This window comes from Ruegeria sp. AM4 (assembly GCF_056540665.1).
Genome location: NZ_JBQFXD010000001.1, coordinates 1,012,287 through 1,036,559, shown reverse-complemented (window position 1 = coordinate 1,036,559; position 24,273 = coordinate 1,012,287). Strand labels below are relative to the sequence as shown.

Below are 24,273 nucleotides of genomic sequence, written 5' to 3'. Positions count from 1 at the left end.
CGGGAGACCCCCAATGTTGCGTATCGCCATCGTCGCGGCCTTGCTGGCCACCCCCGTGGCTGCTCAGGAAACCAAGGAACAAAGCTGCAAGTATCAGGCTGATGTTGTAGCTGCGATTCAGAAGGCTCGTCTGGACCGGGTGAAGGAACGCGACGTAGCGCAGGCGGTGGCAGACAGTGGCCCGTCATGGCCCGAGAATTACAACGCGGCGATCCCGCTGATCACCCCTTGGGTTTATGAGCAAAAAATGCGCGATGTGCGCAAAAAGGACCTTGGCGCGGCCTGGTTGGAGCTGTGTTTGCAGCAGTAATCCACAGTCGCACCAATTCCCTGTGGACAACCGCGTGCCATCCCCTTGGCGCGCGTTTTCATTTCTGGCAGGTTTGAAGCATGTCTTTGCCCCCCGGATTTCTGGATGAACTGCGCACGCGCCTCAGCCTGTCTCAGGTCGTGGGGCGCAAGGTCATGTGGGATCAGCGCAAGTCCAATCAGGGCAAGGGCGACATGTGGGCGCCGTGCCCGTTTCACCATGAGAAGACCGCGTCGTTCCACGTCGATGACCAAAAGGGATTCTATTATTGCTTCGGCTGTCACGCCAAAGGCGATGCTATCAGCTTTGTGAAAGAGACCGAGAACGTCTCGTTCATCGAAGCGGTCGAGATTCTGGCGCGTGAAGCCGGGATGCCGATGCCGGCCCGTGATCCCAAAGCGCAGGAGAAGCAGGATCGTCGCTCGCAATTGGCCGAGGTCATGGAGCAGGCGGTGCAGTTCTTTCGCCTTCAGCTCAAGACCGGGGCGGGGTCCGCAGCCCGCGATTACCTGACCCGTCGCGGGTTGGATGCGCAGGCATTGGATCGGTGGGAGATCGGCTTTGCCCCCGATGGCTGGCAGGCGCTATGGGATCATTTGACCGGCAAGAACGTTCCCGAAGATCTGATCCTTGGCGCTGGGCTCGCCAAACCGTCGAACAAGGGCAAGAAACCCTATGACACGTTCCGCAACCGGATCATGTACCCGATCCGAGACCCGCGCAGGCGGTGTATTGCCTTTGGTGGGCGGGCGATGGACCCCAGTGACAACGCCAAATACCTGAACTCGCCCGAGACCGAGTTGTTCGACAAAGGTCGCAGCCTGTATAACCACGGACCCGCGCGTCAGGCGGCCGGGAAGGGCCAGCCTTTGGTCGTGGCCGAGGGGTATATGGACGTGATTGCTCTGGCTGAGGCCGGGTTTGGCGCGTCGGTAGCGCCCTTGGGAACGGCCATCACCGAGCATCAGTTGCAGTTGCTGTGGCGAATCTCGAACGAACCGATCATTGCGCTGGATGGGGACACGGCCGGTCTACGCGCTGCGATGCGGGCGGTTGATTTGGCCTTGCCTTTGCTGGAGGCTGGCAAGTCCCTGCGCTTTGCGCTGATGCCCGAAGGCAAGGACCCGGATGACCTGCTGCGCACCGAAGGGGCAGGCGCTGTGCAGGCCGTGCTGGACGGGGCCATTCCGATGGTCAAGTTGCTGTGGCAGCGCGAGACCGAGGGCAAGGTGTTCGACAGCCCAGAACGCAAGGCGGCGCTGGACAAATCCCTGCGTGAGAAGATCAAGCTGATCAGCGATCCCTCGATCCGTTCTCACTACGGGCAAGAGATCAAGGACCTGCGCTGGCAATTGTTCCGCCCGCAGCGGCAGCCTCAGAACCGCAATTGGCAACCGCGTGGAAAATGGCAGCCGCCGCAGCCAGCAACGCCGGGCGCAAGGGCCTCGTTTCTGGCCTCGTCGGAAAAAGCTGATATCCAACTACGCGAGGCCGCGATTCTGGCCATCGCAATCCTGAACCCGCAGGTGGTTGTTCAGTTCGAACATCAGCTTGAGGATATGGAGTGCCTGAACTCCGACCATGCGGCGCTGCGCGACGCCGTTCTGCGCCACGCGATTGACGATCCCGACAATCTTCAGGATCACATCGAGCAAAATTTGGGCCGCGAAGCCCTTGAAAAGCTGCTGGCCCTTCGCCATGTCGCAGTGATCCCCTGTGTGAACAAACCGGGCGACGTCGAAAAGGCCGAGATGACACTGGCCGAGGAACTCGCAAAGATCAAAGCGCTCCGGGGGTTGGATGCTGAGATTGCCGAAGCGGCAGAGGAATTGTCTGATCTGGCCGATGAGGCGCTGACATACCGGCTGGCGCAAGCCGCCGAAGAGCGTAACCGCACGAGCCGCAGCCAGAATGAGGACAAGGCCGTTTTCGACATCGCCGACAATGGTGCGCGAATCAACCGCGACGAGAAAGACGCGTTTGAGGCGATCATGTCCGGCATCAATTTCGAACGGAAACGTCGCTAAAGTGATGTTTTCGTAAGGCACTGGAAAAGAAAAACGGGTAAACGGGTGGCCGAATCAGTTTCACGCGCTAATGATTCGGAGCAAACGAATCACCCATCCCTGCAGGAGCATTGAATGGCCGCCAAGGATACGAACGAAGACCGCAAATCCGACGAGCAGGAACAGGAAATCTCGCTGGACATGAGCCAGGCCCAGGTCAAGAAGATGATCGCCGAGGCCCGCGAGAAAGGCTACATCACCTACGACCAGCTCAATCAGGTTCTGCCGCCTGATCAGGTGAGTTCGGAACAGATTGAAGACGTTATGTCGATGCTGTCCGAGATGGGCATCAACATCATCGAAGATGAAGAGGCCGAAGAGGAAGAGAACAAAGGCTCGACCGAACTGGTGACCACCGAAGGCCCGCGCGAGGTTGCGCTGGCGGGTGCCGCAACCGAAAAGCTGGATCGCACCGATGACCCAGTGCGCATGTATCTGCGCGAGATGGGATCGGTCGAACTGCTGAGCCGTGAGGGCGAAATTGCCATCGCCAAACGGATCGAGGCCGGTCGCAATACAATGATTGCCGGCCTGTGCGAAAGCCCTTTGACCTTTCAGGCGATCACGATCTGGCACGACGAATTGTTGAGCGAAGACATTCTGTTGCGCGACGTTATTGATCTGGAAACAACGTTCGGCAATCAATTGGACGAAGACGGCGACGTCGAAGAACCGGTTGTCGATACCTCGACCGTCCAGGCCGCCAAACCTGCGAAGGAAGAGAGCGGTCCTGAGTTGGACGCCGATGGCAACCCCATCGCCAACGATGACGATGATGATGAAGACGATCAGGCCAACATGTCGCTGGCTGCAATGGAAGCCGCGCTGAAAGATCAGGTTCTGACCACGCTCGAGCGTATCTCGACCGACTTCGCACAACTCAGCGAGATGCAGGACAGCCGGATTTCGGCGACGCTGAACGAAGACGGCACCTTCAGCGCTGAGGACGAGGAAACCTATCAGAAGCTGCGCGCCGAGATCGTTGAACTGGTCAACGGCCTTCACCTGCACAACAACCGGATCGAAGCGCTGATCGACCAGCTTTATGGCATCAACCGCCGCGTCATGTCGCTGGACAGTGCGATGGTGAAACTGGCGGATCAGGCGCGAATCAACCGGCGTGAGTTCATTGACGCCTATCGCGGGCGTGAGCTGGACCCGAACTGGCTGTCCGAAATGGCCGAAAAGCCGGGCCGGGGCTGGCAGATGTTCATCGAGCGTTCGACCGATAAGGTGGAAGACTTGCGCAATGACATGGCGCAGGTCGGCCAGTATGTCGGTCTCGACATCCCCGAATTCCGCCGCATTGTGCAACAGGTTCAGAAGGGCGAGAAAGAGGCGCGGCAGGCCAAGAAGGAAATGGTCGAGGCCAACCTGCGTCTGGTGATCTCAATCGCCAAGAAATACACGAACCGCGGCCTGCAATTCCTTGATCTTATTCAGGAAGGTAACATCGGACTGATGAAGGCGGTGGACAAGTTCGAATACCGTCGCGGCTACAAGTTCTCGACCTATGCGACCTGGTGGATCAGGCAGGCGATTACGCGGTCTATCGCGGATCAGGCGCGGACCATCCGAATTCCGGTTCACATGATCGAGACGATCAACAAGCTGGTTCGGACCGGTCGCCAGATGCTGCACGAAATCGGCCGCGAGCCGACACCGGAGGAACTGGCCGAAAAGCTGCAAATGCCGTTGGAGAAGGTTCGCAAGGTGATGAAGATCGCCAAGGAACCGATCAGCCTCGAAACGCCGATTGGCGACGAGGAAGACAGCCAGTTGGGCGATTTCATCGAGGACAAGAATGCCGTGCTGCCGTTGGATAGCGCCATTCAGGAAAACCTCAAAGAGACCACGACCCGGGTTCTGGCCTCGCTCACCCCGCGTGAGGAGCGGGTTCTGCGGATGCGCTTTGGCATCGGTATGAACACCGACCATACGCTCGAAGAAGTGGGCCAGCAGTTCAGCGTGACCCGCGAGCGTATCCGCCAGATCGAGGCCAAGGCGTTGCGCAAGCTGAAACATCCCAGCAGGTCGCGAAAGTTGCGGTCTTTCCTGGATCAGTGAATTCAAGGCGCTCCAAACGGGGCGCCTTTTTTCTTGGCGGGTGCGCCTCACGTTGTCTCAACGTCACATCAATTTGGCGAGAACTCAAAAGGGTTTTTCTGGCGGGCCTTCTATATCGCCGGTGTCCACTCATGGACCGGCCGGGGCGAGGCTGACGCGCTGTTGACCCCCGGCCACGCCTAGTGCGGATGCAAGGGGTGATCGACCCGCTTGCGAAATGCGCTGGGAGCTTGTCCCGTCCAGCGTTTGAACGCGGTCGAAAACGCTGCATGGTCGGCATAGCCCAGAGAATAGGAAATTTCCGATAGGTTCATGCCATTCTTGATGAAGGTTTGTGCCAAATCACATCGCAGGTCATCGACCACCTCGCGATAAGTCGTGCCTTCGTCGTTCAGGCGTCGCGCCAGGGTGCGCGGGCTGACGCCAATTTGCGCAGCGACGTCTTCGACCTGAAGGATGCAGCCCGGCATCGAACGGGTGATCAACCCTTCGACCTGAGCGCGTGTTCTCTGTTTGGGTGTCTGCCGTTCTGCCAGCAGGCGTTCACCGTATTCCAGCAGATGCGCCCGCAAGCTGGGGTCATAGGTCGGAACCGGCAGGTCAAGAGACGAAAGGGACACTATGATTTCCAGGCTCTCGGTTCCGAATTCGACGGGAAAGCCGCCGATTCTGGCGTATTGCGAGGCATGTTGGCCAACCTCGTGTTGAAACCGTATTTGTAACGGATGAAACGCGACCTGAGTCAGTGCCCGCATCCGGGCAACCGCGGCAAACAGCAGAAATTCCGTCCTGCGATGGTAACGAGAGAATGTGGCGTCTTTCCAATCAGCCTCTAACGTGGCTGCGTTTCCGGACACGCGCAGGGTAAGGGCCAGCGACGGGTCGATTATCTGGTGAAACCGGGTCGTGTTTTCCAGAACCTGCCGCAAATCTCGGGAGTACTTGCTGATATAGGCAGTCACGCTCGACGACGTGTTGAACTGCAGCCCGGCCTGCGCGCCAAAGGTGATATCCTCGAGCGCGTCGCAGGCGTGACGCACGAAACGGGCCTCGTTATGGGCACTGAAGGTTTGGGCAGGGGGTTCGATTTCAGGTCTGCTCAATCCGCTTGTCTGCAAGACATGATCGACCACCGACGGATCACCCGTCTGATCTTCCAACACTTTGGTCAGCAATTGAATTCTTGAAATATCGACTTCCATGGCCCAGTCCGCGCCAGCGCGTTAATCTTCCTGTAACTCTAGCAGAGAAATACGCCATGCCGCTATCCCATGCAGGTGCCCACTTGGATTTGCCAGTATTCGCGGTTCCTTTGGCTGAATCTCGAAAGGAATTGTCCCGTAAGACCAAGACCCGGGCCCGGGACGTGCCTAGATTTGCCGAGTTGTCGGGTCAGCGCCCTTATGGGGATGGGGCCAGAGCCTGGGAGAGCGGAATACCAAAACCGTTTCAAAGGGTTCCCCGGCACGCCACATCCTTCTGACCTGTCCGAGATGTCGCATTGCGGTCGCAATGGCTGGGGTGCCAGCATGGGCGAAATACAGCACGAGGCGAATGCAGATATGCAGCCAGATGGATCATTGCCCGATCACGACCTGATCGTCTTTGACGGCGAATGTGTGCTGTGTTCGCGGTTCTTTCACTTCATGCTCCGACACGACAAAGCGCGCCGGTTTCGCTTTGCAACGGCGCAATCCCGGCTTGGTCAGCGCCTGTATCGGGCCACAGGGCTGCGAACAGACGATTTCGAAACCTATCTGGTCATTGTGAATGGGCAGGTTCACCAAAAACTGGATGCGTTTGCGGCGGCGATGGCCGCGCTGCCGTGGCCATGGCGCGGATTGGCCTTATGCAGGTATCTGCCTGACTTCGCGAAGACTCTGGTCTATCGGTCGATTGCACGCAACCGATACAAGCTGTTTGGCCGCGCCCGCAATTGTCTGGTTCCCGGACCCGAACTTCGCGGTCGATTTGCGCCGGGCGGGTACTGAAGCGATGAAAGACCCGTTTCTGTGCGCTCTGCCGGAGGGGGCCACGCTGCCGAAAGCCGTTTTCGATCTGCACGATCAGCCGGGAACGTTTTGCGGTCGTTGCCATATAGAACGGGGCAAGGGAATGCTGGTGGCTTTTGCACTACACGTCGGCCGGTTCCCCCGGTCCGGGCAAGATTTACCAGTCGCGCTGGTGACGCAGCCAAAGGGTGAGGGGCGGATCTGGTCACGGGACTTTGCGGGTCATTTGACGCGGTCAAATCTGACATACGACTCGCATCGCAATTGCGTTCGGGAACAGATCGGCGGGCTCACCATCTGGATACGCCCGGTTTTGGCCGGGGATCGACTGATCGTTGACGTGATCCGGCTAAAGCTTTGGGGTGTGCCTTGCCCGAAAGCGTTGCTGCCGAAATCCTCGTCCTGCGAATGGCAAGATGATCTAGGGCGGTTCCGTTTTGATATTTCTGCCCGAATGCCAGGGTTGGGTCAGTTGATCCGGTATCACGGTTGGCTGACGCGTGATCACGAAGCGCAGCTTCGGTCTTAAATACCTGTGAGGTGCCCTGTATTCCGAAAAGGGGTGACCTAACCTATGTGTCATGTCAGAACAGGAAAGATGGATTTTATGAAACAGATCATTGCATATTCCGCCCTTGCCATGCTGCTGAGTCTTCCCGCGCTGGTTTCGGCCGCGCCCAACGGCTATCGGACCGAACCCATGAGCGGTACGGATTTCGAGGTAATCCCAAGGACCGATCAGTTCGTCGACGGCTATTGGTGCGCGGCTGCCGATTTTGCGCGCAGAAAGCTGGGTGCGGGTTGGCAGCAAAGGATTTACGTATTGCGCGGATATGGCCCAAGCGTAACGACAGGGCGCAGAACCGCGGTGCAATTCACGTTGACGATGCCCACGGATGTTCCGCAACAGGGCAGCAATCCGCTTTCGCCGTTCAAGGTGGGTGACAGCATGTCGGTGCAGGGTGCGAATGCCCGTTGCAACTATCTGCCGTTTTTCAGGAACTGAAGGTGCAGACCGAGTTTTCGATCGATACGCATGGCGCCGGACTCTATGAGTTTACGGCGCCTGTTCGTGCTTGGGTCAAAGGACGGTCCGGTGCGGGCCTGCTGACCTTGTTCGTTCGCCACACCTCGTGCTCGCTGCTCATTCAGGAAAATGCGGATCCCGAGGTTCAAACCGACCTCAAAGCCTTCTTTGACCGGTTGGTTCCGCCATCGGACGATCCCGCGATGTCTTATCTGCGTCATACCTACGAAGGACCCGACGATATGCCGGCCCATATCAAGGCGGCGGTTATGCCGGTTTCGCTGTCGATTCCCGTAGCCAATGGCCAACCCGTACTGGGTACGTGGCAAGGGATATACCTGTTCGAACATCGCAGGGCACCGCATACACGAAAGGTCGCGGCCCATATTGTGTGACCCCTTTATATTGCGTTGAAAAATTCCGACTACCCAAACCCTAGAGGCTGTCCTATAGTTGTGGATAAGTAAGCCGAAGCGCTTACAAAAAGAGGTAAGCTAGGGACGAGGAGACGGCGGATGCGCTGCCCGTTTTGCGGAAATATCGACACTCAGGTCAAGGATTCACGCCCGGCAGAGGATCATGTCGCGATCCGCAGGCGCCGGTTCTGCCCGGCTTGTGGGGGCCGGTTTACCACCTATGAACGGGTGCAACTGCGCGATCTGGTTGTCATCAAAACCAACGGCAAGCGCGAGGATTTCGATCGCGACAAGCTGGAACGCTCGATCCGCATCTCGATGCAGAAGCGCCCGATCGACCCGGATCGCATTGATCAGATGATCTCGGGCATCGTGCGGCGCCTGGAAAGCATGGGGGATACGGATATTCCCTCAAACAAAATCGGTGAAATCGTCATGGAGGCGCTGGCCCGGATCGACACGGTCGCTTATGTTCGGTTTGCAAGCGTGTACAAGAATTTCCAGGCGGCCGATGATTTCGAGGAGTTTGTCCACGAACTGCGCCCGCCGCAGCCTTCTACGGACGAGTGAGCGAAACAGATAAGCGATATATGGCGTTGGCCCTGTCCTTGGGGCGACGCGGTCAGGGGACGTGCTGGCCCAACCCATCCGTGGGCTGCGTCATCGTACGTGACGGGCGGATCGTAGGGCGAGGCTGGACCCAGCCGGGTGGTCGTCCACATGCCGAGCCTGTGGCGTTGGCACAGGCAGGCGATGCCGCGCGCGGTGCCACTGCCTATGTAACGCTGGAACCCTGCGCCCATCATGGCAAGACGCCGCCCTGTGCCCAGACCCTGATCGACGCAGGTGTGGCTCGCGTCGTCTCGGCCATCGAGGACAGCGATCCACGGGTCGCAGGTAAGGGCTTTGAAATGCTGCGCGCCGCCGGCATCGAAGTCACGACAGGTGTCCTGATGGAGCAGGCAGCGTGGGATTTGTCGGGGTTTTTCCTGAAAACCGAACAGGGCCGCCCTTTTGTCACTTTGAAACTCGCCAGCAGCTTTGACGGAAGGATCGCCACCGAGACTGGCCACAGCAAGTGGATCACCGGCCCCAAAGCGCGGAGAGCGGTGCACGCGATGCGGTCTCGGCATGACGCCGTGATGGTCGGGGCGGGCACCGCGCGCGCCGACGATCCATCGCTGACAGTGCGCGATCTTGGGATCGACCAACAGCCTGTCCGGGTCGTCGTGTCGCGTCATCTGGACCTACCGTTGCTAGGTCAGCTTGCGCGGTCGGCATCTCAGATTCCGCTGTGGCTGTGCCACGGGCCCCGCCCCGACGCAGAACGGGCGCGGGCATGGGAGGACTTGGGCGCGCGCCTGATCCCCTGCGCGCTGAATGAGCATCAGATTGATGCGGCGGACTTGCTACAGCAACTGGGTCACGCCGGGTTGACGCGCGTGTTTTGTGAAGGCGGCGCGGGGTTGGCAGCCTCACTACTGGCCGAAGATCTTGTAGACGAGCTTGTGGGCTTTACCGCCGGGCTGACAATTGGTGCCGAAGGGTTGTCAGCGGTTGGGGCGTTAGGGCTCGAGTCGCTGGAAGCTGCGCCCCGGTTCGAACTGATCGACACAAAGGTTATCGGCCCGGACGTTTTGCATCGTTGGGGCCGGATGGCCCGCGAGGGCTATCTCCAAAGATGCGATTGCGTCGCCAAAACGCCCTGAAGTTTTGACAGCAAGCGGTTCGCAAGTCCCGTGGCAGGTTGCTGTCCCGATGCCAACCGATCAACAGCGACCTCGACCGGGCATGGCAGGCCGGTGACCGGGTCCAGATAGCGCGGATAGTCGATCAGCGTTGCATGGACCAGCCCCCACAGGGAAGGCCGCGCCCCGCGCCGCGCCGGTACAATATCCAGATCGGTCGTCAGCCCCCATCCGGCGTAGAATGGCGCCCCCAGAGTCGTCACTCTCACGCCGCGCAATAACGCCTCGAATCCCAAAAGGGACGTCATGGTCCAGACCTCGTGAACTTGCGGCAGTAGCGCGGCAGGGTCGGTGCCAGTGACCACCATGTCGGCCAGCCCACCGGTATCCATCCCGCCATCACGCAACCCGGCTTCGACATCCGGGTGGGGCTTGTAGATAAGGATGGCATCGGGATTTGCCTCGCGCGCCGCAACCAGAAGATCACGATTCGTGCGGGTGGCGCTGGCGCCCAACAAGATTGAGGCATCGTCTTCGACCTGCCCTGGAATCAATATTCGGTGACCCTCGGGCAGATCGGGTGCAGCCTGGCCCACATTGTACTTGCTCAACCCCTCAGAAAGCAGCCGCGATACCAACCGTTCAGCGCGCAATTGCTGATCCGGACGCAGGTTCTCCCGTGCTGCGATCAGGTTCTCCAATCGGCTTGGACGTGTCGGGTCGTAATAGATGCCCTCATCATCCGTCACTAGGGATAGCGGCGGTACAAGTTTTGCGCCCAACCCGCGTGAGCGCAGAAACCCGTCCTCGATACGGGTCACATCTTGCAATTGACCAGCGTGGCGCGCCCAGACCATATGCGGTCGATCCGGTTCAGCGGGCGGCTCGTTGGTGAACCTCAGCTTGTGATGTGATCCGAACATCTGTTGCAGATGCCGACGCTTCCACACGCGCATGCCCGAGGCCGTCCATCCCTTGCGATCCTCGCGCCAGGCGCGGGTCCGGGCCTCGAGCGTGTCCAGAACGGTTTCCAATTCGCACAGCTGATCGCGATGGGGATCGTACCAGGTGGGATAGAGGATCATTGCTGCGGTAAACAGCTGTGCCCGTGTCAACGTGCGTTGCCTGCGGGGCAGGGGGTCTTGGTCCTGCGTCAACCCCCAACCGGAGTAGAACGGTTGTCCGAACACGCGCGGTTTGTGGCCTGCAAGGATCGCTTCGAATCCAAGTTGCGAGGACAGGGTGTAAACACCAACGGCACCTTCCAGCAGGGGCCAGGGGCTGATCGGCTCTTTCAGCACCGTAACGCGATCATTTTGGTCCTGATCCGAGAAGAAACCGCTGCGGTAGCCCGAAAGGGTTTCGGGGTGGGATTTGATAATCACGCGCGCGCCCGGGTTTTCTTCCTGCGCGATGACCAGCATTTCACGAAAGCGCGCAAGGTCGCCCGCGCTGGCCGTGACCGCCGCGTCACCCTGCGTTTGATCGACGACCAGTACATAACCGGGATCGGGTGGCAGAACATCCGGATCAAAGGCCGAATACTTGCTGAGTTGCAGTTCGCGCAGCCGCTCCATCGCGCCGCGCGCGCGGTCCAGCAAGGCGGTGTCGTCCAGAGGATGCGTCGCCAGCAACTGCTCAAGATCGCTAGCGCGGGACGGGTCGAAATGCACACCGGACCGATCCAACAAAAGCCCCAATGGGGCTTCTCCGCTGCGGCCGGGATGTAGCGATCGCAGAAACGCATCTTCGATCCGCAGAACAGGGACCGCGCGTTTCTCGGCGACCCGTAGGCCACGATGCGCCGTTGGGCTATCGCCCCAGATACCAACCAGATCACCCTTATTGGGCAGTCCCAGCCGGATGTCGTACCCTGATAGCGAGAGGATACGGCGCAGCCGCCGCTGCGTCAGAAACCCGCCGTTATAGACAAACAACCGCTTGCGTTCGTCTTCAACCGTTGGGTCGATGTCCGGAAACACGCTTTAGTTGCCTGTCAGAGTGGCCACGTTCGCGATTGGTGTCAAACCTCCTGCGATCAACGAGATCGACTTGGTCCACTGCGCATAAGGTGCTTCGGTCACGTAGATCGTATCGTCGTCGCGGATGACAAAGTCGCGGGCGATGAACAGGCCATTGGGCGCGGTCAGGTTCAGCAGATAGATCATACGCTGATCACCCTGCAGGTCAGCGCGGCCCATAACTTTGCGCGCTATGTCCTGCCGTTCCTTGCGCAGAACAAAAATGCCGGTCGGGTCCGAGGACAGGGATTGCAACCCGCCAACCTGTGCGATGGCCTCAAGCGCCGACAGGTCCTGGCTTTCGAACGCCACCCGCGATTGTCCTCCGGTCGCCCCCAACGCGATATAGGACCGGCTGTCTTCCTCGACCAGAATGCGATCACCGCCACGCAGGGCGATATCCGTTTGGGGCGACCGGAACAGGTCGTCGTACCAGACCGTACCTTTGTGACTGCCACGAATGACCGTGACCAGTGCAATGTCCGACGACACGGACACGCCGCCCGCCTTGGCCAGCATACCGGACAGGTTTCCGGTCGGGCGTTCGATCGGGTAGACACCCGGCGCACCGACCGTTCCGGTCAGCGAAACAGTCGCGCCATCACCCGCCACGCGGCGCACCTGCACCTGCGGGTCCGGGGTTTGTTCCTGCAGTTTCTCCGAAATCAGCGTGCGCAATTGTTCGGGCGTGTTGCCCGCAGCGCGCAGACGTCCGGCATAGGGGACAAAGATGAAGCCGTCATTGTCGACCTGAACCTCGTCCAGCGCCGTGGCGGTGCCAGCTTGCGAGGTCAACAGGCCGTCTTCGACGTTTTCCCAGATCGTCAATCCCAGCACGTCACCTGGGCGCACTGTATCCGAGGCGACGCTTTGGGCGCTGCGGAAAGTTTGCGAGAATCCAAACTGAGGGATAGCGGCGGTCTCACGAGTCACCCGGTCATCCACCTCGACAACAAAGGCATTCCCACCATTCGCCGTGGATCCAGCCAGAATTTCGGTCTTGTTCGGGCCGGATTTCGGAAGCTGACACGCTGCCAGCAGTCCAGCGGCCGCCACAAAGGAGACCGCCCGTATCCATCGGGTTGGGATGCGCGTCACTGCCGAATGTCCTCAGTTTATTGTTCTTTTGCGCAAGTTACCCTGTTCGCTGACAAACATCCAGCAACAGCTGGCTTCGTGTCATTCAACGAGTTTTAACTGTGGCGCGTTGGTCGCGTTGCCGGAAAGGGCGGCCTCGTAGGGGTCCCGATCCCGCAGCATCATATCAACGGCGCGTCGCAAGAGTTGTTGTCGCCCCCGGCGCGAATAAAAGCCGCCCGGCACCTGACTGGTCTCGAGCAGAAACCGCCGATAAACGCGATAGGCGGCTGCGTCTGGGGGATCGGGTCTGGCAAAGAACGCAGCGACAGATTGCTGCGACACGAATTGCGGTTTGTCATAAACCGAACGTCCGAAGATGCGCAATGGAATGCCGCGCCACAACACCTGTTGACCAGCTGTCGAATTGATTGTGACAGCCGAGCGCGCGTCATCCAACAGCCGTGCCAGTTTCCCGCCGGGGACATAGTGAATACGGTCAGAGAGTCCGTGGTCCCGGGCCAATTGGCGCACGCGCTTGCGCAGCGGCTCGCGGTGGTTTTCCAGCGGGTGTTCCTTGATGACAAGACGATGATGCGCGGGTGCGCCGGTTGCAAAACCCGCAATGACCGTGTCCAGAAAATCGCACATGCCCGAAAACTCGGAATGCGACTGGACCGAACTGTCATGGCCCAGTTGCAACAGCACCAGATGATAGGGAAAGCCCCCCCGGCGAACCATTGCGGTGGCCCAGCGGCGTTGCAGCCGGTGCAGGGGCATCAGCATCAACCGTTTGAAATACAGTTGAAACTCACGCGCGACCGGCAATTCACGGTGTCTGCGAAAGTTGCGGTACCCACGGTTCAAAAACATGAGAAAGCCGTGATAGGCCGCCCCGTAGAAAATATGCTGTCGCATGTCGCCCCAATGTGATGGGGGCGGAGGCGTCTGTGCATCCGACTGCGCCAGCGCGGATTGCATTTGCTCGACCTCCAACGCCATCAGGCGAGAATTGCCGTTGGACCCTTCACGCTCATACGTGACCCACCAGGGGCGCAGATAGCCTTCTTCATAGACATGCACGGTCAGGCCGAGTCGGCGCGCGACCTCGACCGCACGCGCATGGATCGGGCGGGTGTCACCATATAGCACGATATCGGTCACGCCCCGATCCCGGATCACGTCCGCAAGGAAGGATGGCCAATCCGCGACCGGTGCACGAAAGGCGATATAGCTGTCCGTATCCCTCCAGAACGCCTGATCACCGGCGTTGAACCCGATGCGCCAAACCTGCGCCCCCGCTGCGCGCAACACTTTCCCCAGTGCGTTGAAGAACGGCCCGTGCGGACCCTGAAGGAACAGGAACACGCGTTGCCTGGGATGATCGGTTCGCTGTGTCATATGGCCTGATTGGCGACTGCTCATGTGTTTATTGCGAAAATTATGCCTGTTTGTCACATTCCCGGCAAGCCGGGTCTTGCCGGTCGGGGTTCTGGCCTTTACCTCGGCATTCGAAGCTAGGCTCAGAGGGTTAACGAAATGTTCACAGGGATCGTCACGGATATCGGAACAATCACCGAATTGGACCAGCAGGGCGATCTGCGTGCGCGGATCAAAACCGGCTACGATACAGCTGGCATTGATATCGGTGCTTCGATCGCCAGCGACGGCGTTTGTCTAACGGTCATCGCGCTGGGTAACGATTGGTACGACGTCCAGATCAGCGCCGAGACCGTGTCGAAAACCAATCTGGACGCTTGGACGCCTGGTAAGCGGGTCAATCTGGAACGCGCCTTGAAAGTGGGTGACGAATTGGGCGGACACATCGTATCGGGTCACGTGGATGGCGTGGCTGAGGTGGTTGCAATCGCGGATGAAGGCGACAGCACCCGAGTCACCCTGCGCGCGCCCAAGGACCTGGCCCGGTTCATCGCGCCGAAAGGGTCTGTCGCGCTGAACGGAACCTCGCTGACGGTCAATGACGTCGAGGGGTGCGACTTTGGTATAAACTTCATCCCACACACCAAAGAAGTGACGACCTGGGGCGATGTCGCCCTCGGCGATCGGGTCAACCTCGAAATTGACACTCTGGCCCGTTACGTCGCGCGACTTGCCGAAATGTCGTAAGGTTACGCCGACACTGCCCCTGCTTGCGAGGCGCTGGCCGATTGTGCTCTGGCATTTGGCGTCCGACTGGTCTATCCCGCCGTGCAAACATGCCATGTGAAAGGCTGCTCCATGAGCTTTGAAACCCCCGGACCGGTCGAGGCCCAGTTGCGTGACGCGATCAGCCCGATCGAAGACATCATCGAAGAGGCGCGCAAAGGCCGGATGTACATTCTGGTCGATCACGAAGATCGCGAGAATGAAGGTGATCTGGTGATCGCGGCCGAGTTCGCGGATGCCGAGGCGATCAACTTCATGGCAACCCACGGGCGCGGCTTGATCTGCCTGCCTATGACGGCCGAACGGGTGGACGCGCTGGGATTGCCGATGATGGCGGTGAACAATTCGTCGCGCCATGAAACCGCGTTTACTGTTTCGATCGAAGCGCGCGAAGGCGTCAGCACCGGTATCTCGGCAGCGGATCGGGCGCTGACCGTGGCCACTGCGATCAACGAACAGAACACGATGGCGCATATCGCGACACCGGGCCATGTCTTTCCTTTGCGCGCCAAGCGGGGCGGTGTGTTGGTGCGGGCAGGCCATACCGAGGCCGCCGTCGATATCTCTCGGCTCGCAGGTCTAAAACCCGCAGGGGTGATCTGCGAGATCATGAAGGCCGACGGAACCATGGCGCGGTTGCCGGATCTGGTAGAGTTCGCCAAGACGCATGACATGAAAATCGGCACGATCAGCGATCTGATCACCTACCGTTCGCGCAATGACAACCTTGTGGTCGAGACCTCGCGCGAAATCGTCACGTCGGAATTCGGTGGCGAATGGGAGATGCGGATTTTTACCGACCAGACCCATGGCATTGAACATGTGGTGATGATCAAGGGCGATATCACCACGGCTGAACCCGTTCTGACCCGGACCCACGCGCTGCACGAAGCCCCTGATATTCTGGGTCTTGGTCCGAAATCGTCCAAGGAACTGCCGCGCGCGATGGAAAAGATCGCCGCAGAGGGCCGCGGCGTGGTCTGCCTGTTCCGCCAGCCGCGCAATTCGCTTTATGCGGCCGAGGACGAAGGCCCGCGCACCATCAAGCAAACCGGTCTTGGCGCGCAGATTCTGTCCAAGATGGGCGTTCAGGAGCTCGTGCTGCTGACGGATTCGCCGGAAACCAAATATCTGGGCCTCGACGCTTTTGGCCTGTCCATCGTCGGCACCCGTTCGATCCTCAAGGAAGACTGATCATGGCTGAACAAGACAAACATGGCATCCTGCCGACGCCAAGCTTCGACAAGCCGGTCAAGCTTCTGATTGTGGCTGCCCCGTTCTATCGCGCCATCGCCGACAACCTGATTGCGGGGGCGAGGGCCGAGATTGAAGCCGCTGGTGGCACCTGCGAGGTGGTCGAGGTGCCAGGCGCGCTGGAGATACCGACCGCAATAGCGATGGCCGACAAGCAATGCAATTTCGACGGCTATGTTGCGTTGGGCTGCGTTATCCGCGGTGAGACCACGCACTACGAAACTGTCTGCAATGACTCCAGCCGTGCCATTCAGTTGATGGGCCTTCAAGGTCTTTTGATTGGCAATGGTATCCTGACAGTCGAGAATGACGATCAGGCCGAGGTGCGCGCCAATCCCGAAAAGATGAATAAGGGTGGCGGCGCGGCGGCTGCGGCCTTGCATCTGATCGCGCTCAGCCGTAAGTGGGGCTCTTCCCAAAAGGGCGTGGGCTTCAAGCCGCCGTCCGAGTCCATCCTTGTGGCGGGCGACAACAACGGACCCACGACAGCATGACCCAGACAGACGCGCCGAAACCGGCCAAACAGAAACGCCTGATGAAATCCGCTGCCCGGCTTTATGCCGTGCAGGCGCTGTTCCAGATGGAACAGTCGGGTCAGACGACCGAAGCAGTCGTGAACGAGTTTCTGGATCACAGGTTCGGTGCTGTCTATGAAGGCGAAGAGATGCTGGATGGCGACATCAGCGTCTTTCGCAAATTGGTGGATGATGCGGTGAACTATCAGGCTCCCATCGACCAGATGACCGACCGCGCGTTGGTGGCCAAATGGCCGATCGCGCGTATCGATCCGACCTTGCGTGCGGTGTTCCGTGCCGCCGGCGCTGAGCTGACCCAAAGCGACACGCCTCCTAAGGTTGTCATCACCGAGTTCGTGGACGTCGCGCGCGCTTTTTTCCCGGAAGGGAAAGAGCCGAAATTTGTCAACGCGGTGCTGGATCATATGGCCCGCGAGGCCAAGCCCGAGGCGTTCTGACACGTTTATCCGGACCAGACATGCGTTAGACTGAATGTCGACGCGCAAGGAGGTTCAATATGCCCAAACTCATCCGCCTTTACATCACCCAAGTTGCGCTGGGCTTTGTGATCTCGGCCGTATTCGTCGGTGTGCTGCTTGCGCTGAACGTCGCCAATCTGCGCAGTCTGATCACCGGGTCCGAAATCGGATTGATTGCCCTGTTCATGATCTGGTTCATGAACGGGATCGTCTTTGCCGGGGTCCAGTTCGCCTATGCGATCATGAGCATGGCGGAAAAGCCCAAGGGTCCCCGGGGCGGCACGCCAGTCGCGCATGCGCTGAAACCTGCTCTGATCAAGCAAGAGGCGCGCGTATCGCGTTGAAAATCTGGAAAAATGTGGCGGGACCACCAGTCAACCGTGGGGCTTTGATTCCCGAGGACCTGTGTATACAGGTGGGCGCCAGGTAATCAGGCCAGGACCTGAACAGAGCCAGCTCCCTCGGAATTGCTTAAGGCCACCGGAATGCTGCCTGTCACGAGAAGGGCAGAACCCGCCACGGGCCTAAGTAGGGCGTCTGGCGGGTTCGTACAAGGGGTTTCGTGTCAGAGTCAGGCGTCGACCGGCTCGTGCAACGCTGTGCGCATCTTGCCGAAATGGTCGTCCCATCCATTGTCCAGCGCAAGGATCAGGCCAAATGCCTCGGCACCTTGCGGTAGCCCTTCGTGCATCAGGCCAAGCCGCGTTCCACCGGCGACCGGTTCCAGTGTCCATTTGACCACGCTGACCGCATCACCCATTGGTTTTACCGTAAACGTGTATTCCAGATATTCGGGTCTGCGCGCCTCGCGCACCTCTCCCCAGATCAGAAGATCGCCGCTGGTTGTCCCGAACATCTCCAGTTTCTGACCTTGTGCCAGCCGACGTTCTGGCTTGTGAAACCATTCGGCCAGCCTGTCCGGCTCGGTCAGGTAATCCCAAACCGTTTCGGGGTCCGCGCGGAGATAGATGGTTTTCTGCAAAACTGCTTGGGTCATTTCTTGGGTCCTTCAATAGCTTTTTTCAGTTGGGCAAGGCGATCATCCCAGAACCGGTCAAAGTAGCTGAGCCAGTCCAGAACCGGGGCCATTCCCTTGGGTTCAAGTTTGTTGATGCGTTCGCGGCCCCGGGCCTCGACGGTAATCAACCCGCCATCCGACAACACGGTTAGGTGCTTTTTGACGGCGGCGCGGGTCATGTCGAACCGATCCGTCAACTGACCTATTGTCATGTCTTCGGATGCGAGCATCTGCACGATGTCCCGACGCGTCGGATCGGCTAGGGCGCGGAACGCGTTTTGGGTCTGTATTTCCATGGATCACCTCATTGAGATACCATTTGGTATCACATTGATGCAATACCGTTTGGTATCATGTCAAGCCCTAGCGGGCGCTTGATTTTTGTTCATGAATTGTTCACATTCTGGAAATGACCTTGGATCTGCAACCCGGACAGAAACTGGCCCGTGGTGTTTCGCGCCACCTGTCCACGCATGGCTATGTTTCAGTTGAAGAATTCGTCCCCGCGCGCGGTTTGCGCGTGGACGTTATGGGGCTTGGCCCAAAGGGTGAGCTGTGGGTGATCGAGTGCAAATCCGGCCGCGCCGACTATCAGTCGGATTCGAAATGGCAGGGCTATCTGGAGTGGTGCGACCGATTCTTCTGGGCTGTCGATACCGAGTTTCCGGTAGACTTGCTGCCGCCCGAGACCGGGTTGATCATCGCCGATGCCTATGACGCAGAAATCATCCGCATGGGGCCCGAAACTAAACTCGCCCCTGCGCGACGGAAGAAGATGATCCAGAAGTTTGCAACCGATGCGGCGCGCCGGTTGCAGATGCTCCGCGATCCCAGGGTCTAGGGCGTCAGTCTTTGACGGCGCGCGCGGCTTGTGCTGCGGCGCGGATTTCCTCGGCAATCTCTTCGGCTTCTTCCGGGTCGAAATCCATCGGAATCTCGATACCGGCACCTTCGATGAACAGGCGCACCATGCCCTGATCGGTCGGACCGATCTGCAGGTTTGCTTCGATATCGCGTTCGGTGTTGATACCCATTTGCGCCTCCGGGGAATGAGCCTGTGTGCTAGCGCGCAAAGGGTTGAGAATCAAGCGGCCTGTGTCAACATAGGCACCATGAACGACATTATTCTCAGACCCTTCCGCGCCGAGGACGCGCCTTGGCTGGTAGAGCAACACGGCACGCATTACGCCCGTGACGAAGGGTTCGACGACAGCTTTGGCGCGTTGGTGGCGCGTATTCTGGACGCATTTGTTGCGGATCATGACCCGACCCGCGAATGCGGCTGGATCGCGGAGCAGGACGGTACGCGCCTGGGCAGCATCTTTTGCGTCGCACATAGCGATCAGGCGGCCAAGCTGCGCTTGTTTCTGCTGGTGCCGCAAGCGCGCGGGCAGGGGGTGGGCAAACGGCTTTTGACAACCTGCATGGAGTTCGCACGCGGCGTTGGGTACAATGAAATGGTGCTTTGGACCCACGAAAGCCACCGCGCCGCCTGTGGCATGTACCGCGCCTTTGGGTGGCAATTGACTGACAGCAAACCGGTACGCTCATTCGGCGTCGATCTGGTCGAACAAAGCTGGAGAATTCAGCTTTAAGACCCTTGCATTCCCCGTGCGCGTTCGGTAAATCGCCCTCCACAAGTGCCGCCTTAGCTCAGTTGGTTAGAGCGCTGGATTGTGGATCCAGAGGTCCCCTGTTCAAGCCAGGGAGGCGGTACCATTCCCAAATTCATTCGTTCGACATCAAGCCCCGGACTGCGCGGTCATTTTCTGATGGCTCACAGGTTGTTAGCCGTGCAATTCCACATTTGCCGAGGGGAAGCTGCGCATTATACGCTCGATCTGTTCGACAGGCGCGGCGCACAGGGCTGTGGACAAACCATCGGCCAAAGCAGCGTTGGGTGCAGATACAGATACGGTTCTGGTATCCACGACGTGACCGGTTGGATTCAGGATATGCCCCTGACTATTGGCGACCCGCGTACCGGTGGTTGATGATGTCGCAACGGCACGATCCCGCAACGCGATTCTCTGCTGCACAGAACCTTGCGGATCTGACAGGCCAACTTGCCAGTCCTGACCATCACCGCGCTGTCCAAATGCTGCGATTTCCCCCATGTTTACAAGCACATCTTTCAGTCCAAATGACCGCAGTAAGGCCGCGACGTGATCCGTGATCGCCCCTTGCGCGATGCCGTTCAGCGTCACCGCCGAAAGACCTGGCATCGGCAGTTCCACCTTGTCCGCATTAAAAAATACTCTATGCCAACCGATGGTTTTTCGAGCTGCGGAAATCTCACCCGCTTCGGCTTGCGTTGCCAGAGCCTGCCAGACAGGTTGGATGGTCGGGTCAAATGCCCCGTCCGAGGCCGCGTGCAGAGCCGAACACAAACTCATAACGCTGAGCAATTCGGGTGCGGGCGCGGTCAGGACACCTTGGCGGTTCAGCCGGCTGAGTTGCGATTGGGTTCGATACAGGCTGAAGATGTTTTCCAGACGTTCCAACTCGGTTTCCACCGCCGCGATCATGGGTGCAGCCTGCGCGTCGGTCAGGCCTTCCAATCGCAGACTGGCCGCAGCGCCCAACGCCACACCGCGCCAATGCGCGGAGGGTGCAGACAAGGCCACGGACGGCAGCGCGGCGCAGGCGGCAGAGATGGCCAGAAATCGGCGACGTGGCAATGGGGTCATGAGGGGGTCTCCAGTTTCAGGTCCAGATCGACGGGGCCAAGGACTTCGATCTCGGGGATGTCAGACAGCGGCAGAGCGGACCCGCCATAATCGTCGATGAACGCATCGGCGGCGACAGGATCAGCAAACGGAACGACCTCGGGCGCGCCCATTCCGCCCGCGACATTCGCACCGACAACAAACGTGGCACCGTCAGCGATGATCCAGTTCGACCGACCCGGATTTTGCCAACTGGGCGCCACGCCCATATCGCTGACGTAGATGGCGATGACATCGGCATCACGCTCGGGACTTTTGAGATAGGCCACCATGTCGCGCACCTGTGCAAAGAACAACGGTGCAGGGTAGCCTTGCAGGTGGATTTGCCCCTTGGGGCCGCCATGTTCCGCGATGTTCATCTGGCAAAAATAGCTCAAGGCATCTGGGGTCAGATCGACCGGGTCGGGGGCCTCGGCCACCTCCTCCTTGCAAGCGGTCAGAGCGACCAGAGCGATCAGGGCAAGGCGTCTCATGGCTCAACCCTCCGAAATGCAGCGCGGGCAAGGGCGAAGCTGATCACCGGCCAAATCAGCAGCGACGCAGGCGCTGCCCAGACGGGCAGGGCGTGGGCAGCTCCGGTCATGCCGGATGCCATGGCCACGCCCTCGGCCGCGGCGATGTTCCACAGACGGAATGCGTCGGCCGGGTTGGCCACCATCACCCATGGGAAGACGGATTGGGTAAAGGTGCCGCCCTTGTCCATGACGACGGCCCCCAACAGGCCCAGATCATAGAGGACGACAAAAACCAGCCAGAGCCCGGCCGACAGACCCGCCGCCGCCGTGGCCCCCTTTGCCAGGGCAGACAGCAGGTATCCCAGCGCCAGAAATACGGCGCCCAGTAGGATGGATGTGAGGATCAGGCGGGCCAGAGCCATCAGGCTTTCCGGCCCCGCGCCGCCAAAGAACGCGGCCACTGCGCCTGCGGTGCCGAAACCGATGGTCATGGCAAAGGCCAGTGCTGCCAGATGGGCGGTGAACTTGCCCAACAGGATTTCTCCGCGCCCCGCCGGGTAGGACAGCAGCAGTGACAGGCTGCCGCGATCCACGTCGCCTGCGATGGCATCAAAAGCAATCATCAGCGCCAGCAAGGGTGCAAGATAGACCGACAGCGTGGTCATAGACGCGACCGAAACGGTCAACATATCGACGCCCAGCGTGCCGGTGGGCGCGCTGCCTGCAAAGGTCAGCGCCAGCGCGAACAGCACCATGATCAGCGTCGCGACCAGCAGCCAGCGGTTGCGGCGCAGGATCAGCATTTCGGTGCGGGTGATGGCGAGGAAACGGGTCATAGCCTCTCCTCCTGTGCGTAATGGCGATAAAGGTCTTCCAGCTTGGGCGGGGTCATTTCCACATCCGCCACCGCGTCACCCATGCCAGCGATGCGGCGCAGGGCCTCCATCTTGTCATCAAGCGAACACAGCAGTTCGACCGAGGCCCCGTTGATCCGGTTGCCGCCCAGTTCGGCGGCCAGCGCATCGGGGTTGGCACTGGCGCGCACTTTCAGGCGGATCGGCAGACCGGCCAGCGCCGACAGGTTTGTCAGCGTGTCATCGGCCACCATCCGACCCTTGCGCATGATGGCGATGCGGTCGGTACGGGCCTCGACCTCGGTCAACGCGTGGCTGGCGATCAGAACAGCGGTGCCCTGCGACGCCAGCTCATCAATGATGGCGTACAAATCCTGCCGCGAGATCGGGTCCAGGCCCGATGTGGGCTCGTCCAACAGCGCTACTTTCGGCTGGCCCAGTAGCACCTGCGCCAGACCCAGACGTTGCCGCATCCCCTTGGAATAGGCCCCAATCCGACGGTCCAGCGCATCGCTCAGGCCAACCCGCTTCAACAGGCCGGGCACATCGGCTTTCGCGCCTGAAAGCTGCGCGAACAGCGTCAGTTGCTCACGTCCCGTCAGCGCTGGGTGGAATGACACCGCCTCGGGCAGATAGGCCGTCTCACGCCGAGCCTGGGCGCTGCCGGGGGTGGCGTCTCCGATACGAATGGCTCCGCCGTGGATCGGCGTCAGGCCGAGGATGGATTTGATCAGCGTCGACTTGCCCGCGCCGTTATGGCCCAGCAGCGCCACGCGCTGACCGGGGGCAAGGGATAGGGTGATATCGTCAAGAACGCGGGTTTTCCCTCGGTCCTTGCAGACGTTGTTTATCGTCAGGGCCTTATCCGTCATGAGGCACCTTTTTCATAGCTGGGGGTTCAGGGGCTTGCATCAAGGGGTTGCTGTCCATCACACCCCCCGGCAACAGCGCCGGGAAGGCCGATTGCGACCAGCGCACCAGCTGCACGGCAGGCGAGCCGAGCAGCAGTTTGGCTGCGGGTTGGGTCCACAGCACATGGTCCATTGAATCGTTGGGGCGATACGGCGCATCGGCCACACCGTTGCCATCTACATCATAGGCGGCGAAATCGGACCAATAGTTCCCGCGTCCGTCTTCGGACCACTCGACCCACTTGGTCGAGACATATTTCACCTGTGTCCGGTTGCTGACAAAGGCATTGCCAACGATACGGTTACGCTCACTGCCGGCGGTAAAGTGGATGCCGATGCCACAGCCCTGGAACCAGTTGTCGGTGAATTCGTTCTTGTTCGAATTATAAAGGAAGGTGCACTTCTCTTTTGCACCTATCACGACATTGCCAGTGATGACGCTCTTGTTGGCATAGTTCAGCATCACGCCATGTTCGCGGTCATCAATCGAGACGTTGTCGGTGACTTTGACATTCGATGTGAACATCACCGCATAGCCCAGATCGTTGCCAATCGAGACATTGTTGCTGACCTCGGAATTGTCGGCATACATGTAATGGACAGCAAAACGCAGATCGCGGAACAGGTTGCCGGTGAACAAATTCTTCTTCGAAGAATTCACGAAAATCCCATCGCGGCCAAACTGAATGTCATTGTCGGCGACAATTGCTCCGGGAGCGTTCCAGACATAGACCCCATTGCCGCGCGCGTTCATGTGGCGGTCCTGCCGCCCCTCGATCCGGTTGCGGCGCACGATGCTGTCCTTGGCCCCATGGATGTCGATGCCATAAAGGTTGCCCAGCAGCACGTTATCCTCGACCACCGGCGCGTGGGCCGTCTTGGTCAGTTGGATACCGCTGTCGATCCCGTCATGATCCGAGCCAGAGCCGATCACTGTCAACCCACGCACCGTCACGCCCGGCCCGGTCACGGTGATGACGCTGCCATCACCTTGTCCATCAATGGTGGCCTGTCCCAGCCCGTCAATCGTGACGGGCCGGTCCAGAACCAGTGTTTCTGTGTAGACACCGGGGCTCAGGCGGAGGGTGTCTCCATCCGCCGCCTGCGCCAGTATCTCGTTGATGGCCCCCGCCTGGTTGGGCACATCCCAGTCCGCCGCCCAAAGGGGCGAGCCGAGCAGGAGCGGTATGAGCAGGGGCCAACGCATG

The 24,273-nt window shown here is 59.6% G+C and carries 28 protein-coding genes and 1 tRNA gene; 17 read left to right on the top strand and 12 right to left on the bottom strand.

Features of this window, described 5'->3' with window-relative positions; all coding sequences use genetic code 11:
- Nucleotides 1–13 precede the first annotated feature (13 nt).
- From ACR0JA_RS05200 to rpoD, 3 genes are all read left to right on the top strand, one after another.
- Nucleotides 14–310, top strand: a complete 297-nt coding sequence (locus tag ACR0JA_RS05200) for a hypothetical protein (protein WP_480570911.1) — start codon at nt 14–16, stop codon at nt 308–310.
- An 80-nt stretch (nt 311–390) separates the two neighbouring features.
- Nucleotides 391–2,337 (top strand): DNA primase, encoded by a 1,947-nt coding sequence (dnaG, locus tag ACR0JA_RS05195; RefSeq protein ID WP_480570909.1) that lies wholly within the window; start codon nt 391–393, stop codon nt 2,335–2,337.
- A gap of 114 nt (nt 2,338–2,451) precedes the next feature.
- Complete coding sequence (rpoD, locus tag ACR0JA_RS05190) at nt 2,452–4,443, top strand: RNA polymerase sigma factor RpoD (protein ID WP_480570906.1); 1,992 nt, start codon at nt 2,452–2,454, stop codon at nt 4,441–4,443.
- A 179-nt stretch (nt 4,444–4,622) separates the two neighbouring features.
- Here the strand turns inward: rpoD and ACR0JA_RS05185 are convergent, their stop codons facing one another.
- Entirely contained in the window at nt 4,623–5,645 is a 1,023-nt protein-coding gene (locus ACR0JA_RS05185; protein ID WP_480570903.1) for a helix-turn-helix domain-containing protein, read from the bottom strand.
- 327 nt (nt 5,646–5,972) lie between these two features.
- On the opposite strand from ACR0JA_RS05185, the gene ACR0JA_RS05180 reads away from it, so the two are divergent.
- The 6 genes from ACR0JA_RS05180 to ribD all read left to right on the top strand — a co-directional run bounded on the left by ACR0JA_RS05180 (nt 5,973) and on the right by ribD (nt 9,607).
- The gene (locus tag ACR0JA_RS05180) at nt 5,973–6,434 is read left to right on the top strand and encodes a thiol-disulfide oxidoreductase DCC family protein (protein ID WP_480570900.1); all 462 of its coding nucleotides are present in this window, start codon (nt 5,973–5,975) and stop codon (nt 6,432–6,434) included.
- A gap of 4 nt (nt 6,435–6,438) precedes the next feature.
- Entirely contained in the window at nt 6,439–6,984 is a 546-nt protein-coding gene (locus ACR0JA_RS05175; RefSeq protein ID WP_480570898.1) for a DUF4166 domain-containing protein, read from the top strand.
- A gap of 78 nt (nt 6,985–7,062) precedes the next feature.
- Nucleotides 7,063–7,461: a hypothetical protein gene (locus ACR0JA_RS05170; protein WP_480570895.1), complete on the top strand. Its 399-nt coding sequence runs from the start codon at nt 7,063–7,065 to the stop codon at nt 7,459–7,461.
- 2 nt (nt 7,462–7,463) lie between these two features.
- The gene (locus ACR0JA_RS05165; protein ID WP_480570892.1) at nt 7,464–7,877 is read left to right on the top strand and encodes a secondary thiamine-phosphate synthase enzyme YjbQ; all 414 of its coding nucleotides are present in this window, start codon (nt 7,464–7,466) and stop codon (nt 7,875–7,877) included.
- Nucleotides 7,878–7,997: 120 nt separating this feature from the next.
- Nucleotides 7,998–8,468, top strand: coding sequence for a transcriptional regulator NrdR (gene nrdR, locus ACR0JA_RS05160; RefSeq protein ID WP_039525240.1), 471 nt, complete (start codon nt 7,998–8,000; stop codon nt 8,466–8,468).
- Nucleotides 8,465–9,607 (top strand): bifunctional diaminohydroxyphosphoribosylaminopyrimidine deaminase/5-amino-6-(5-phosphoribosylamino)uracil reductase RibD, encoded by a 1,143-nt coding sequence (gene ribD / locus ACR0JA_RS05155; protein WP_480570889.1) that lies wholly within the window; start codon nt 8,465–8,467, stop codon nt 9,605–9,607. Before nrdR ends, ribD begins: the two co-directional genes overlap by 4 nt.
- Here the strand turns inward: ribD and ACR0JA_RS05150 are convergent.
- The 3 genes from ACR0JA_RS05150 to ACR0JA_RS05140 form a co-directional block, all read right to left on the bottom strand.
- On the bottom strand, nt 9,568–11,568 hold the full coding sequence (locus ACR0JA_RS05150) for a capsular polysaccharide biosynthesis protein (RefSeq protein ID WP_480570886.1): 2,001 nt from the start codon (nt 11,566–11,568) through the stop codon (nt 9,568–9,570). The genes ribD and ACR0JA_RS05150 overlap by 40 nt on opposite strands.
- 3 nt (nt 11,569–11,571) lie before the next feature.
- On the bottom strand, nt 11,572–12,705 hold the full coding sequence (locus ACR0JA_RS05145) for a polysaccharide biosynthesis/export family protein (RefSeq protein ID WP_480570883.1): 1,134 nt from the start codon (nt 12,703–12,705) through the stop codon (nt 11,572–11,574).
- Between the two features lie 81 nt (nt 12,706–12,786).
- Nucleotides 12,787–14,085: a capsule biosynthesis protein gene (locus ACR0JA_RS05140; RefSeq protein ID WP_480570880.1), complete on the bottom strand. Its 1,299-nt coding sequence runs from the start codon at nt 14,083–14,085 to the stop codon at nt 12,787–12,789.
- 138 nt (nt 14,086–14,223) lie between these two features.
- On the opposite strand from ACR0JA_RS05140, the gene ACR0JA_RS05135 reads away from it, so the two are divergent.
- The 5 genes from ACR0JA_RS05135 to ACR0JA_RS05115 all read left to right on the top strand — a co-directional run bounded on the left by ACR0JA_RS05135 (nt 14,224) and on the right by ACR0JA_RS05115 (nt 17,442).
- Nucleotides 14,224–14,811 carry a riboflavin synthase gene (locus tag ACR0JA_RS05135; protein ID WP_480570877.1) on the top strand — a complete coding sequence of 196 codons (588 nt, stop codon included), beginning with the start codon at nt 14,224–14,226 and terminating at the stop codon, nt 14,809–14,811.
- 111 nt (nt 14,812–14,922) lie between these two features.
- Entirely contained in the window at nt 14,923–16,044 is a 1,122-nt protein-coding gene (gene ribB, locus ACR0JA_RS05130) for a 3,4-dihydroxy-2-butanone-4-phosphate synthase (protein ID WP_480570874.1), read from the top strand.
- A 2-nt stretch (nt 16,045–16,046) separates the two neighbouring features.
- Nucleotides 16,047–16,598 carry a 6,7-dimethyl-8-ribityllumazine synthase gene (locus tag ACR0JA_RS05125; protein WP_480570871.1) on the top strand — a complete coding sequence of 184 codons (552 nt, stop codon included), beginning with the start codon at nt 16,047–16,049 and terminating at the stop codon, nt 16,596–16,598.
- The gene (gene nusB / locus ACR0JA_RS05120; protein ID WP_480570868.1) at nt 16,595–17,077 is read left to right on the top strand and encodes a transcription antitermination factor NusB; all 483 of its coding nucleotides are present in this window, start codon (nt 16,595–16,597) and stop codon (nt 17,075–17,077) included. Before ACR0JA_RS05125 ends, nusB begins: the two co-directional genes overlap by 4 nt.
- A gap of 59 nt (nt 17,078–17,136) precedes the next feature.
- The gene (locus tag ACR0JA_RS05115; protein WP_480570865.1) at nt 17,137–17,442 is read left to right on the top strand and encodes a hypothetical protein; all 306 of its coding nucleotides are present in this window, start codon (nt 17,137–17,139) and stop codon (nt 17,440–17,442) included.
- A 227-nt stretch (nt 17,443–17,669) separates the two neighbouring features.
- Here the strand turns inward: ACR0JA_RS05115 and ACR0JA_RS05110 are convergent, their stop codons facing one another.
- Together ACR0JA_RS05110 and ACR0JA_RS05105 are read right to left on the bottom strand one after the other, a co-directional pair.
- Complete coding sequence (locus ACR0JA_RS05110; RefSeq protein ID WP_480570862.1) at nt 17,670–18,095, bottom strand: SRPBCC family protein; 426 nt, start codon at nt 18,093–18,095, stop codon at nt 17,670–17,672.
- Nucleotides 18,092–18,412: an ArsR/SmtB family transcription factor gene (locus ACR0JA_RS05105; protein WP_480570859.1), complete on the bottom strand. Its 321-nt coding sequence runs from the start codon at nt 18,410–18,412 to the stop codon at nt 18,092–18,094. The genes ACR0JA_RS05110 and ACR0JA_RS05105 overlap by 4 nt, the downstream gene beginning before the upstream one ends.
- Nucleotides 18,413–18,525: 113 nt before the next feature.
- Between ACR0JA_RS05105 and ACR0JA_RS05100 the strand changes: the two genes are divergently transcribed.
- Entirely contained in the window at nt 18,526–18,957 is a 432-nt protein-coding gene (locus ACR0JA_RS05100) for an MmcB family DNA repair protein (RefSeq protein WP_480570856.1), read from the top strand.
- A 4-nt stretch (nt 18,958–18,961) separates the two neighbouring features.
- Here the strand turns inward: ACR0JA_RS05100 and ACR0JA_RS05095 are convergent, their stop codons facing one another.
- Nucleotides 18,962–19,150 (bottom strand): DUF6324 family protein, encoded by a 189-nt coding sequence (locus ACR0JA_RS05095; protein ID WP_480570853.1) that lies wholly within the window; start codon nt 19,148–19,150, stop codon nt 18,962–18,964.
- A gap of 78 nt (nt 19,151–19,228) precedes the next feature.
- On the opposite strand from ACR0JA_RS05095, the gene ACR0JA_RS05090 reads away from it, so the two are divergent.
- Together ACR0JA_RS05090 and ACR0JA_RS05085 are read left to right on the top strand one after the other, a co-directional pair.
- Nucleotides 19,229–19,711 (top strand): N-acetyltransferase family protein, encoded by a 483-nt coding sequence (locus ACR0JA_RS05090; RefSeq protein ID WP_480570850.1) that lies wholly within the window; start codon nt 19,229–19,231, stop codon nt 19,709–19,711.
- 47 nt (nt 19,712–19,758) lie between these two features.
- Nucleotides 19,759–19,835: transfer RNA gene (locus ACR0JA_RS05085), tRNA-His, on the top strand.
- Between the two features lie 68 nt (nt 19,836–19,903).
- Here the strand turns inward: ACR0JA_RS05085 and ACR0JA_RS05080 are convergent.
- Genes ACR0JA_RS05080 through ACR0JA_RS05060 form a run of 5 tightly spaced genes read right to left on the bottom strand, consistent with a single transcriptional unit; the run spans nt 19,904 to nt 24,272 of the window.
- Nucleotides 19,904–20,806: an FAD:protein FMN transferase gene (locus tag ACR0JA_RS05080; protein ID WP_480570847.1), complete on the bottom strand. Its 903-nt coding sequence runs from the start codon at nt 20,804–20,806 to the stop codon at nt 19,904–19,906.
- On the bottom strand, nt 20,803–21,318 hold the full coding sequence (locus ACR0JA_RS05075; RefSeq protein ID WP_480570844.1) for a nitrous oxide reductase accessory protein NosL: 516 nt from the start codon (nt 21,316–21,318) through the stop codon (nt 20,803–20,805). The genes ACR0JA_RS05080 and ACR0JA_RS05075 overlap by 4 nt, the downstream gene beginning before the upstream one ends.
- On the bottom strand, nt 21,315–22,136 hold the full coding sequence (locus tag ACR0JA_RS05070) for an ABC transporter permease (RefSeq protein WP_480570840.1): 822 nt from the start codon (nt 22,134–22,136) through the stop codon (nt 21,315–21,317). Before ACR0JA_RS05070 ends, ACR0JA_RS05075 begins: the two co-directional genes overlap by 4 nt.
- Complete coding sequence (locus ACR0JA_RS05065) at nt 22,133–23,026, bottom strand: ABC transporter ATP-binding protein (protein WP_480570837.1); 894 nt, start codon at nt 23,024–23,026, stop codon at nt 22,133–22,135. Before ACR0JA_RS05065 ends, ACR0JA_RS05070 begins: the two co-directional genes overlap by 4 nt.
- Entirely contained in the window at nt 23,016–24,272 is a 1,257-nt protein-coding gene (locus ACR0JA_RS05060; protein ID WP_480570834.1) for a nitrous oxide reductase family maturation protein NosD, read from the bottom strand. Before ACR0JA_RS05060 ends, ACR0JA_RS05065 begins: the two co-directional genes overlap by 11 nt.
- Nucleotide 24,273: the final 1 nt, after the last annotated feature.

Bases quoted from the DNA above. Each gene is read 5' to 3' on its own strand.
- ACR0JA_RS05090 (WP_480570850.1), top strand. From the start codon at position 19,229: ATGAACGACATTATTCTCAGACCCTTCCGCGCCGAGGACGCGCCTTGG.
- nusB (WP_480570868.1), top strand. From the start codon at position 16,595: ATGACCCAGACAGACGCGCCGAAACCGGCCAAACAGAAACGCCTGATG.
- ACR0JA_RS05075 (WP_480570844.1), bottom strand. From the start codon at position 21,318: ATGAGACGCCTTGCCCTGATCGCTCTGGTCGCTCTGACCGCTTGCAAG.
- nrdR (WP_039525240.1), top strand. From the start codon at position 7,998: ATGCGCTGCCCGTTTTGCGGAAATATCGACACTCAGGTCAAGGATTCA.
- ACR0JA_RS05070 (WP_480570840.1), bottom strand. From the start codon at position 22,136: ATGACCCGTTTCCTCGCCATCACCCGCACCGAAATGCTGATCCTGCGC.
- ACR0JA_RS05115 (WP_480570865.1), top strand. From the start codon at position 17,137: ATGCCCAAACTCATCCGCCTTTACATCACCCAAGTTGCGCTGGGCTTT.
- ACR0JA_RS05175 (WP_480570898.1), top strand. From the start codon at position 6,439: ATGAAAGACCCGTTTCTGTGCGCTCTGCCGGAGGGGGCCACGCTGCCG.
- ACR0JA_RS05200 (WP_480570911.1), top strand. From the start codon at position 14: ATGTTGCGTATCGCCATCGTCGCGGCCTTGCTGGCCACCCCCGTGGCT.
- ACR0JA_RS05180 (WP_480570900.1), top strand. From the start codon at position 5,973: ATGGGCGAAATACAGCACGAGGCGAATGCAGATATGCAGCCAGATGGA.
- ACR0JA_RS05080 (WP_480570847.1), bottom strand. From the start codon at position 20,806: ATGACCCCATTGCCACGTCGCCGATTTCTGGCCATCTCTGCCGCCTGC.
- ACR0JA_RS05105 (WP_480570859.1), bottom strand. From the start codon at position 18,412: ATGGAAATACAGACCCAAAACGCGTTCCGCGCCCTAGCCGATCCGACG.
- dnaG (WP_480570909.1), top strand. From the start codon at position 391: ATGTCTTTGCCCCCCGGATTTCTGGATGAACTGCGCACGCGCCTCAGC.
- rpoD (WP_480570906.1), top strand. From the start codon at position 2,452: ATGGCCGCCAAGGATACGAACGAAGACCGCAAATCCGACGAGCAGGAA.
- ACR0JA_RS05125 (WP_480570871.1), top strand. From the start codon at position 16,047: ATGGCTGAACAAGACAAACATGGCATCCTGCCGACGCCAAGCTTCGAC.
- ACR0JA_RS05065 (WP_480570837.1), bottom strand. From the start codon at position 23,026: ATGACGGATAAGGCCCTGACGATAAACAACGTCTGCAAGGACCGAGGG.
- ACR0JA_RS05060 (WP_480570834.1), bottom strand. From the start codon at position 24,272: ATGCGTTGGCCCCTGCTCATACCGCTCCTGCTCGGCTCGCCCCTTTGG.
- ACR0JA_RS05095 (WP_480570853.1), bottom strand. From the start codon at position 19,150: ATGGGTATCAACACCGAACGCGATATCGAAGCAAACCTGCAGATCGGT.
- ACR0JA_RS05100 (WP_480570856.1), top strand. From the start codon at position 18,526: ATGACCTTGGATCTGCAACCCGGACAGAAACTGGCCCGTGGTGTTTCG.
- ribB (WP_480570874.1), top strand. From the start codon at position 14,923: ATGAGCTTTGAAACCCCCGGACCGGTCGAGGCCCAGTTGCGTGACGCG.
- ACR0JA_RS05170 (WP_480570895.1), top strand. From the start codon at position 7,063: ATGAAACAGATCATTGCATATTCCGCCCTTGCCATGCTGCTGAGTCTT.
- ACR0JA_RS05135 (WP_480570877.1), top strand. From the start codon at position 14,224: ATGTTCACAGGGATCGTCACGGATATCGGAACAATCACCGAATTGGAC.
- ACR0JA_RS05140 (WP_480570880.1), bottom strand. From the start codon at position 14,085: ATGACACAGCGAACCGATCATCCCAGGCAACGCGTGTTCCTGTTCCTT.
- ACR0JA_RS05110 (WP_480570862.1), bottom strand. From the start codon at position 18,095: ATGACCCAAGCAGTTTTGCAGAAAACCATCTATCTCCGCGCGGACCCC.
- ACR0JA_RS05185 (WP_480570903.1), bottom strand. From the start codon at position 5,645: ATGGAAGTCGATATTTCAAGAATTCAATTGCTGACCAAAGTGTTGGAA.